Origin of the sequence: Jeotgalibacillus proteolyticus, assembly GCF_050107735.1 — a bacterium.
In the GTDB taxonomy this organism is placed as follows: Bacteria; Bacillota; Bacilli; order Bacillales; family Jeotgalibacillaceae; genus Jeotgalibacillus; species Jeotgalibacillus proteolyticus_A.
On the sequence record NZ_JBNILO010000015.1, the window covers coordinates 66,115 to 73,976 of the forward strand.

At 36.0% G+C, this 7,862-nt stretch carries 8 protein-coding genes and 1 pseudogene; 3 read left to right on the forward strand and 6 right to left on the reverse strand.

What is annotated here, in order from left to right:
- Nucleotides 1–19: 19 nt before the first annotated feature.
- Complete coding sequence (locus ACQCT8_RS17710; protein WP_426873353.1) at nt 20–1,123, reverse strand: NAD(P)-dependent alcohol dehydrogenase; 1,104 nt, start codon at nt 1,121–1,123, stop codon at nt 20–22.
- Between the two features lie 434 nt (nt 1,124–1,557).
- Here ACQCT8_RS17710 and ACQCT8_RS17715 point away from each other — a divergent pair, with 434 nt between their 5' ends.
- Nucleotides 1,558–1,983 (forward strand): hypothetical protein, encoded by a 426-nt coding sequence (locus tag ACQCT8_RS17715; RefSeq protein ID WP_426873355.1) that lies wholly within the window; start codon nt 1,558–1,560, stop codon nt 1,981–1,983.
- A 249-nt stretch (nt 1,984–2,232) separates the two neighbouring features.
- Here ACQCT8_RS17715 and ACQCT8_RS17720 read toward each other — a convergent pair whose 3' ends face one another.
- Genes ACQCT8_RS17720 through ACQCT8_RS17730 form a run of 3 tightly spaced genes read right to left on the reverse strand, consistent with a single transcriptional unit; the run spans nt 2,233 to nt 3,853 of the window.
- The gene (locus ACQCT8_RS17720) at nt 2,233–2,586 is read right to left on the reverse strand and encodes a hypothetical protein (RefSeq protein WP_426873356.1); all 354 of its coding nucleotides are present in this window, start codon (nt 2,584–2,586) and stop codon (nt 2,233–2,235) included.
- Between the two features lie 47 nt (nt 2,587–2,633).
- Nucleotides 2,634–3,230 (reverse strand): hypothetical protein, encoded by a 597-nt coding sequence (locus ACQCT8_RS17725; RefSeq protein ID WP_426873357.1) that lies wholly within the window; start codon nt 3,228–3,230, stop codon nt 2,634–2,636.
- Nucleotides 3,231–3,250: 20 nt separating this feature from the next.
- A complete protein-coding gene (locus ACQCT8_RS17730) occupies nt 3,251–3,853 on the reverse strand; it encodes a matrixin family metalloprotease (RefSeq protein ID WP_426873358.1) in 603 nt (200 codons plus the stop codon).
- A 318-nt stretch (nt 3,854–4,171) separates the two neighbouring features.
- On the opposite strand from ACQCT8_RS17730, the gene ACQCT8_RS17735 reads away from it, so the two are divergent.
- On the forward strand, nt 4,172–4,369 hold the full coding sequence (locus tag ACQCT8_RS17735) for a hypothetical protein (RefSeq protein ID WP_426873360.1): 198 nt from the start codon (nt 4,172–4,174) through the stop codon (nt 4,367–4,369).
- Between the two features lie 397 nt (nt 4,370–4,766).
- On the opposite strand, the gene ACQCT8_RS17740 is transcribed toward ACQCT8_RS17735, so the two are convergent.
- Nucleotides 4,767–5,516, reverse strand: coding sequence for a class I SAM-dependent methyltransferase (locus tag ACQCT8_RS17740; protein WP_426873362.1), 750 nt, complete (start codon nt 5,514–5,516; stop codon nt 4,767–4,769).
- Nucleotides 5,517–6,311: 795 nt separating this feature from the next.
- Complete coding sequence (locus ACQCT8_RS17745) at nt 6,312–6,740, reverse strand: cytidine deaminase (protein WP_426873363.1); 429 nt, start codon at nt 6,738–6,740, stop codon at nt 6,312–6,314.
- A 174-nt stretch (nt 6,741–6,914) separates the two neighbouring features.
- Here ACQCT8_RS17745 and ACQCT8_RS17750 point away from each other — a divergent pair.
- Nucleotides 6,915–7,681, forward strand: a pseudogene (locus tag ACQCT8_RS17750) (tyrosine-type recombinase/integrase).
- The last annotated feature ends 181 nt before the right edge of the window (nt 7,682–7,862 follow it).

Below are 7,862 nucleotides of genomic sequence, written 5' to 3' on the forward strand. Positions count from 1 at the left end.
AACCTCTCCATTGCTCTGCTTATTTTTTTGCTCCCACAGTATCTGAATTGGGACCTCCCATTTTTAAAGTCGTTTGACCAGGATAAATCATGATTTTCACACTGTTATCCTGCTGATGTTCAGCCATTTCAAGCGCTTCTTTTATTTGATCAAGTGGAAAAGAATGGGTAATCACTTTTTTCAGCTTGCTTTCTCCGCCAGTAAGGGCACGAATCGCTTTTTCATATACATTTGCATATCTGAAAATGCCGAACAGATCCAGCTCTGAATCTATCACGTGATTTAAATTTACTGGGATCGTTTCTTCCTGCGTCATGCCGATAAAAACAACTCGTCCTCCCCGTTTAACGCAATGCACCGTTTCCCCCATTGCAAACCGGTTTCCCGAGGTTTCCACACAGATGTCGGCACCCTCTCCATCTGTAAACTCCTTTATTTTTTGCGGTATATTCTCCGCTGAAGGATCGAAAACCTGTTTAACACCCATCTCTAGTGCAAGCTCACGGCGTGCAGGCACCACATCGCTGGCGTAAATCGTTGCTACGCCAAAAGCCTGAGCGGCCTGAGCAGCAAGTAAACCTATCGGTCCAAGTCCACTAATAAAAAGAACATCCCCCGCCTTGACTCTTCCCCTCGACATCGCATGAAATCCGACCGAAAACGGCTCCAGCAAAGCCCCTTCCTCATACGTCATTTCTTCAGGCAGCTTGTAAACAAAATCACTTCTCACCGCTGCATATTCTGCCCACGCACCATCAAATGGAGGAGTGGCCATAAATTCAACTTCCGGACATAAATTATATCTACCAGACTTACAATAGCTGCATTTTCCACATGCAACGCCCGGTTCAATCGCTACCCGGTCTCCAATTGCCAGAGCGGATACTTTTTCTCCTATTTCCACCACATCGCCTGCTGCCTCATGGCCTAAAATAATTGGTTCTTCAACCGCATATCTGCCAATCCTGCCATGTGAGTAATAATGTACATCAGATCCACAAATGCCAATGCAGTGGATTCTGATCAGTACTTCGTCAGGACCAGGAACTGGCCGTGTTACCTCTTTTACAGCAATTTCATAGGGCTTTTCCAATACTGCAGCTTTCATTTTTTCAGCAGTCATTTTTTCCTCCTAGTTTTCTGCTTATTTAAGCGGCCTCTTAAGCGTTTCTAGCCTTTCAAAACAAAAAGTAAGCCCTTACAACAATAGACAGATAATAAAATACGAGTATAACTAGTATACTAGTTATAGACTCAGAAACAAACTATTTTTGTCTATTTATTTTAAATTTTCAAAATATATACCTAAAAACTACACAGGTTGCATCTACAGCACAAATAGACTGGTAAAAATATTCCAGTCTATTTGACCTTCTCACTGGGCTTTAGTCGGTTTATTCATCACCGTAACGGCTCTTTTTAACCGTGCCTTTTCCAGACCCGTAAAAATATTCACTTAAAACATCTGAATAGTCTATTATTTTTGACTATTATCGTATGACATGCGATAAAAGAAAGAGTACATAAAAATGAAATTGAACGAAAGAGGTGCTTTACATGACTGCTAAAAAACCGAAGGAAATTAGTGCAGACGGATCCTTTAAACGTCAAACGAACCGCTTTACTACTCCTTTTGGAACAAATGAAGGCGATCTGCCTGTTGAAAGCGGACGCTATCGTCTTCTATGGTCGCCTGCCTGTCCATGGGCGCACCGTGCTGTCATCGTCCGAAAAGTCCTGGGGCTCGATGACGCCATCAGCTTAGGCACTGCAAGTCCGATGCGACCGGCAATCGGCCGTGTTGATTGGGAATTTTCATTAGATGAACACAACCGTGATCCTATTCTTGCTATTCAATATGTCAGCGAGGTGTATTTCAACGCTGATCCGGACTATGAAGGACGGCCAACCGTACCCGTGATGGTGGATATGGAGAGCAAAAAAGCGGTTAACAATGATTTCACTAACAATAACAAATATTAAAAAACCGTATCAACCCTTTAGTATCAAGGTTTAAGACGGTTTTATCCTTTTTCATTTTTAGTGTTAAATTCTCAATTGAACACTATCTAAATTTAATTTTGTCTTTTTTCTTTAACACTATTTATCGCATATTCAAACAAATTTTCCGTCACAAAATCAGGTTGTTGTCAACAAATCTAAAATAGTTTAACTGAAAAGACAAAATTAGGTGTATTTTAACACCTAATTTTGTCTTTAAAATTTACTTGATTATTCAGAAGGTAGATATCCAATTACATTATTATCACTTTTGTTAACTATTATTATTGGTATTCCAACAGCCACATTCTCCTTCTCTTTGAATGTTACTGTAAATACTTCTTTTCCAATATCCTCTTCATTTGTTAATTCCATATCTTTAGTTGCTGTTACTTCTGCTATTTCTCCCTGTGTGTAATCCCCGTCAATTCGGTCACTCCATCCTTGTTCTTGGGCAAAATCATAGGCGTTTTGTAAAATCAAAGTCTCTTTTTCAGAGGTATCTTGATCTTGATTACTATTGTTTGATGAACACCCAATTAAACTTAATAATAGAATGAAATAAACAATATATTTTTTTTTCACCTCATTCACCCCTTTATAATTGTAATGTTCAACAATATGGTACACATTTATTGTTTTGTAGATTCTAATTTTTCTTCAAACGAAGAAATTTTCTGTTGTTCAATGTTTGTAATTTCATTTCCTTCACTAGTAAGCTGTTTTAAGTTTCCATTAATATCGCTTTTGAATCTTCCCTGATACGCACCAAGTGGGATATAGCCATTTTCAATTTGTGGTCCTATGAAATTGTCTAAAAACAGTATTACATTATCTTTTTCATTGAGTGTAGCTACGCCATTTAATCTCATTTCAACTTTATCCAGCTTGTCTCCGTTTTTACCTTCTGGATGGTATATGCCACCTGTTTCAACAACTTGTATTACGTCTCCTTTTACATGTTTCCCTTTATAACTTTGAATAATCTTAACATCTGAAATTGTAAAAGGTAGGTTTCCATAAACAAGCGTTTCTTGTTCAATAACTTTTCCCTTTATTGTTAAAATCGAATCCTTTTCCATATCATTAGTGCTTGAATAATTCTCACTAATTTCACCCTGTCCACTAACTACAGGTATTTCGTTTTCATTATTAATAATCCAACTAGCAGTTATGAATAGGCTCATAGACAATATAACAACAGAAACAGCTTTAAATTTTTTTGACATCATCATTTCTCCCTTCAAATTTAATATAATGCTTTAACACCACTAACATCATCAGATTCTACATCATATGTTGTTCTGTCGCGATTTTCATACATAATAGAATTTAATACTCCTGAATGTGCCAGACCTAAAGCATGACCAAATTCATGCTTAGCAGTTGCTGTAATATCACTAGCACTATCATCATTTAAATAAGTATCATTGAGAGAAAGTTGAGCATATCCATAATCTTCGTCAGGTCCAAAACCATCTTCATTTATTTGACCGTAGCCGCCCTCTGCATCAGCAGAGAAAAAATTAGCTACTCCGTTCCATCCAGTAGTACCATAATTGTCTATGATAAAATCTGCGATTGACTCAGAGTTAGTAGACGTTTCCGTAAAGGAAACACTAGTAGTATTTCCAGGTGTAGGACTAACACTTTGGTTCCAGTCATCTACCGCATCTCGAATGTATGAAGCATAATAGACCCCATCAAAAAAAGTATCAGAAATGTGATAATATTCACCTGTTATTCCTTCTTCTAATTTTGCATTATTAGCCCAAAAATCGTACGCAAAAGCAGTTGATCCGATAGAGAACAATAAACAAATTACAACTAAAGGTCTAAATATTTTTACCATTAAAATTCCTCCTTAGTATTTTTTTGTATTTCCATATAAACCGTAACACAATATTCACAATTGCCAAATAATATTAATATTCTACATATTTTTGATAAGGAAGTTGTCGAAAGATATTTTTATTCCAAAATAAGTCCTGGATATAAAGCTCATTTGAGGAAGATTGGATTGAATTTGTGCGGCAGGCGGCCTTACTAAACGAGCCGAAGGTCAAAGGCTGCAAGAACAGATCAAGCCCATAAGAGACAAAAGAGGAAAAATTCTCCCCTATGGGGACATCAGCGCTGCTGAAGTCAAAAGGAAAATGGAGGGATTTAAATGACAGAGCATGAACTCATTAAAATCAAAAGCATTTTACAACCGGGCAACATCGATAAAGAAAATGTCTCGAAAACAGATATTGAGCTACTGGAAAAAGCAAAAGATTATTTTCACCACCATGACTTAGGCTTTATTTCTTCCCTGATCAGTATGTTTATAGCTATTCAATCCTTTAAGTCTTTTGCATCTCCTTGAACTGGATTAAATTTAATGTTTTCTCTAGTGTGTGATAGCTTTTCGATCATCTGTTCACCATGACTTGGGAATAATTCTAAAGCAGTCACATCATGACCTTTATGTGAGAAGTGAAATGAATATTTCCAGTTCCTGCTCCAACTCCTAGAATCCTTAATTTGCTCTTTTTAATATATTTTGAAATGCAATGTTCTGTTGTAAGAAATTCAATGTTTCTATGTTTTGCATCTAAACGAGTTTCTTCACTGATTTTATTATAATTTGATAAATTTTTGTTCCATCTTATCGTTTCTACATTATTTTTATCAAACTAACCTGCTCCTTTAGTTTAATATTAATTTCCTTTATGTTGACGAAGAAAAAAGCATCCCTTTTTAAAGGAATGCTCAAGTTTGAATTACTTATTAGCTATAATTAGGAACCTTTTAGAATTTGTGCAAATTCCCTTATTGGTTCTATTGGTTTCAATGAAGTCATTCAGAATATCAAAGTCCTTCTCGTCCTCACCAAAATTGGGAATGATTGGTGTGTGTTTAAGTAAGAATATAAGGTCTTCGGGTCTTTGATAATAATCAACAGCATTGTAATCTAAATATTGAACATCAGAAAACCCTGCTCCTCTTAGTTCCCGAATATACTTATCTTTTAAATCTCCATCAGTTTTTTCAAAAGCTTGTCCCCGACCAAACGCCTTTTTTAAATTTAATTTATCGGCTTCGCTTACTTGTTGTGTTAGAAATGTTCCACCAATTTTTAACACCTTTGCTACTTCTTTTGAAACAAACGGTGCGTGACAACTTGAAATGATATCAAAAAAACCATTGGTAAATTGCAAATCCTCAGAAGACATTTGGAAAAACCGTACATTTAACACTTTTGATTTTTTAAGATTGGATTGTGCTGTTTCCATCATTCCATTTGAAATATCAATTCCAATTAAGAAAAGTAACGAAGAAGCTATTTTTAATGCATTTTCTCCTCCACCTGTACCAACGTCTAAAAGTACATCAGAGATTTTGCACCTTTTCTTTACTTCTTCATAAAAGTCCCATTTTACTCCCTCGGACATAATCTGTAATTTGCTAAAATCCCATCCATTAGTTTTTCCAACCTTATCATAAAAACTCTTATAATCTAATTCACTCATTTTATTTTCCACCTTTCAAACTTCAAAAACCACGCAACCGGTTTGTGCCTTGGTTTTTACAGTTAAATAAATGACTACCGACACTGTTCTAAGTATTAGTATTTGTAAAAGGATAGACTCCACCCTTGACGGCTGGTACGCGTTTTTTCCAGCCCGAAAACTAATTACATCGAACAAGACGGTTAGACAATTCATTCACCCCATTTAAAAGATTAAGTTTATTATAAGTGATGAAGGTAAAAGTGTAAAAATAAACCTTTTCTTATTTAACTCACCTGCTTCGTTATTTCAGTAAGCAGGTACAATTCCCTTCTTTGAGAAACGCTACCGTTAGTGGAATAAAGCGCTAATAAAAACAGATATTTCGCTTACCTGTTATTATGTATTGTTCGTCTAATTCTAGTTTCTCTTTTTTTCAAACTCATCACGAGTTTTGGATTAAATTTAAATACTATGACAGTATCAATGCGGAAAACGAATTTTTAATATTTAACCATGTTTTAAATATAGATATTAGGGCAAAGTCAACGAAGTAACGATATTAATAGTAAAGCTTTAGAAAGGGGAGATATTTAATGACTTCTTCTTCATTAATAATTGTATGGGTAATATTGTCCGTAGTATGGCTCATAATTGTATTGGTCATTATTGACAAATTCCAAAAATCCAGAAGAAGAAATACTCTCAACAACACAAAAAGAATTCGTGAATTAGAGGAAAAAAATAAAATATTCCGAGATAACCAAGATTAAAAATTTCCGATCTTTAGCTAAAGCTCCTCGTTAGTGGAAGACGTTACTTTAAAATACTCCACTTTTCTTTATATTCATTATAAGCCCTCGTCCAATGATAAGGTTGAACTTCTGATAATGATTTAAAAGTAAGTTCTCGACCAGGCAGTGTAACTGCAACTTTTACATTAGGACCCCAATAAAATAACCTTTCTTGACATACCCCACAGGGAGAAAGAACTTTGTATTTAGATTTTTCGTCGTCGCGGACTACACAAAGTGAGTGTGTCACCTTCTTATTTAATTTATGAGCTTCTAAGATAGCACCTGTTTCCATACATACTACGGTTGAATCATTTATAACATCAGGAGCAACACTGGTATGTATAGACCCATCTTCTAAAGCAATTGCTGCAGCTCCGCCCCAACCAGCGGGATACCTCTTTTCTATAAGTTCAATAACTGATTCGTATAATTTTTGTTCGATTTTCAATCAAATCCCTCCCAATAGTCTAAACGAAATTTATTAGTAAAAAACACGACAATGTCCCAGGAAACATATAGTTCCTTCTTCAAATAAACTGCGTCGTTACTTCAACAAGTCTTTATTTCGATAAAATGGTCAATAATTCCTTTATAACATGATTTACATCGAGGAGGAATTACATTGTTATTATCGAAAACATGGGAAAAGTATGAAGCTGTTAAAAGAATAGAGGGGTTTTCTCCTCACTGACAACCGATCAATTAAAATACTATCTTTCTGAGTGTGAACAATTAAAACCATCCAGCCTTGCACATAGAATCCGATTTTTGAAGTCTCTGTTTCGATGGTCACATGAGGAAGGACATATTCCTAAAAATCCAACGTCAAAAATCAGAGAACCTAAAGTCGGAAAACGCATCCCGAAATTCTTAACTGAAAGGGAAATTGAACACCTACGGGAAGCCTGTTTGACCTCGATGGAAAAAGCATTATTCGAATTCATGTTCTCAACTGGGTGCCGAATTGGAGAAATAGTTTCTCTTGAGAAGAATTGTATCCATTGGTCCGATAGGTCAGCTATTGTAAGAGGTAAAGGAGATAAGGAGCGAGAAGTATATTTTAATATTCGCTGCGACATTTGGTTAAGGCGTTACATAGATAACCGTACAGATAAAGACCCTGCTATTTTTGTCACAGAACGGTATCCTCATCGAATGAGTATTGCCCAAATGAGATATGTCATTAAACGGATCTCCAGTCGTGCAGGGATTAATAAAGACATTCATCCCCACCAATTGAGACATAGCTATGCCACGCATTTATTGAACAATGGGGCCCCACTTGAAGTGATTCAAAGTTTAATGGGACATGAAAAGAGTGAAACAACACGTATTTACGCTCAATTAAGTGGGCGGCTTAGGAAAGAGTTTTACCAGAAATACTTTTAATAAATAGTAGAGCAGCACTTAATGATATGCTATGTGCTGCTCTTTTAAATTCTTGTTAGCAATAGGTAAGCATTTGAAGTTATCTCCAGCTTTTCCCCTGCTCCGCACCGAACGTGCTAGTTTCCCAGCATTCGGCGGTCCATCTACCGATGTATACTAGATTATAAGTTCTTCGTTACTT

What these genes read in the sequence shown, in the direction of transcription:
- ACQCT8_RS17710 (WP_426873353.1), bottom strand. Translation starts at nt 1,123, where the DNA reads ATGACTGCTGAAAAAATGAAAGCTGCAGTATTGGAAAAGCCCTATGAA.
- ACQCT8_RS17715 (WP_426873355.1), top strand. Translation starts at nt 1,558, where the DNA reads ATGACTGCTAAAAAACCGAAGGAAATTAGTGCAGACGGATCCTTTAAA.
- ACQCT8_RS17725 (WP_426873357.1), bottom strand. Translation starts at nt 3,230, where the DNA reads ATGTCAAAAAAATTTAAAGCTGTTTCTGTTGTTATATTGTCTATGAGC.
- ACQCT8_RS17730 (WP_426873358.1), bottom strand. Translation starts at nt 3,853, where the DNA reads ATGGTAAAAATATTTAGACCTTTAGTTGTAATTTGTTTATTGTTCTCT.
- ACQCT8_RS17735 (WP_426873360.1), top strand. Translation starts at nt 4,172, where the DNA reads ATGACAGAGCATGAACTCATTAAAATCAAAAGCATTTTACAACCGGGC.
- ACQCT8_RS17740 (WP_426873362.1), bottom strand. Translation starts at nt 5,516, where the DNA reads ATGAGTGAATTAGATTATAAGAGTTTTTATGATAAGGTTGGAAAAACT.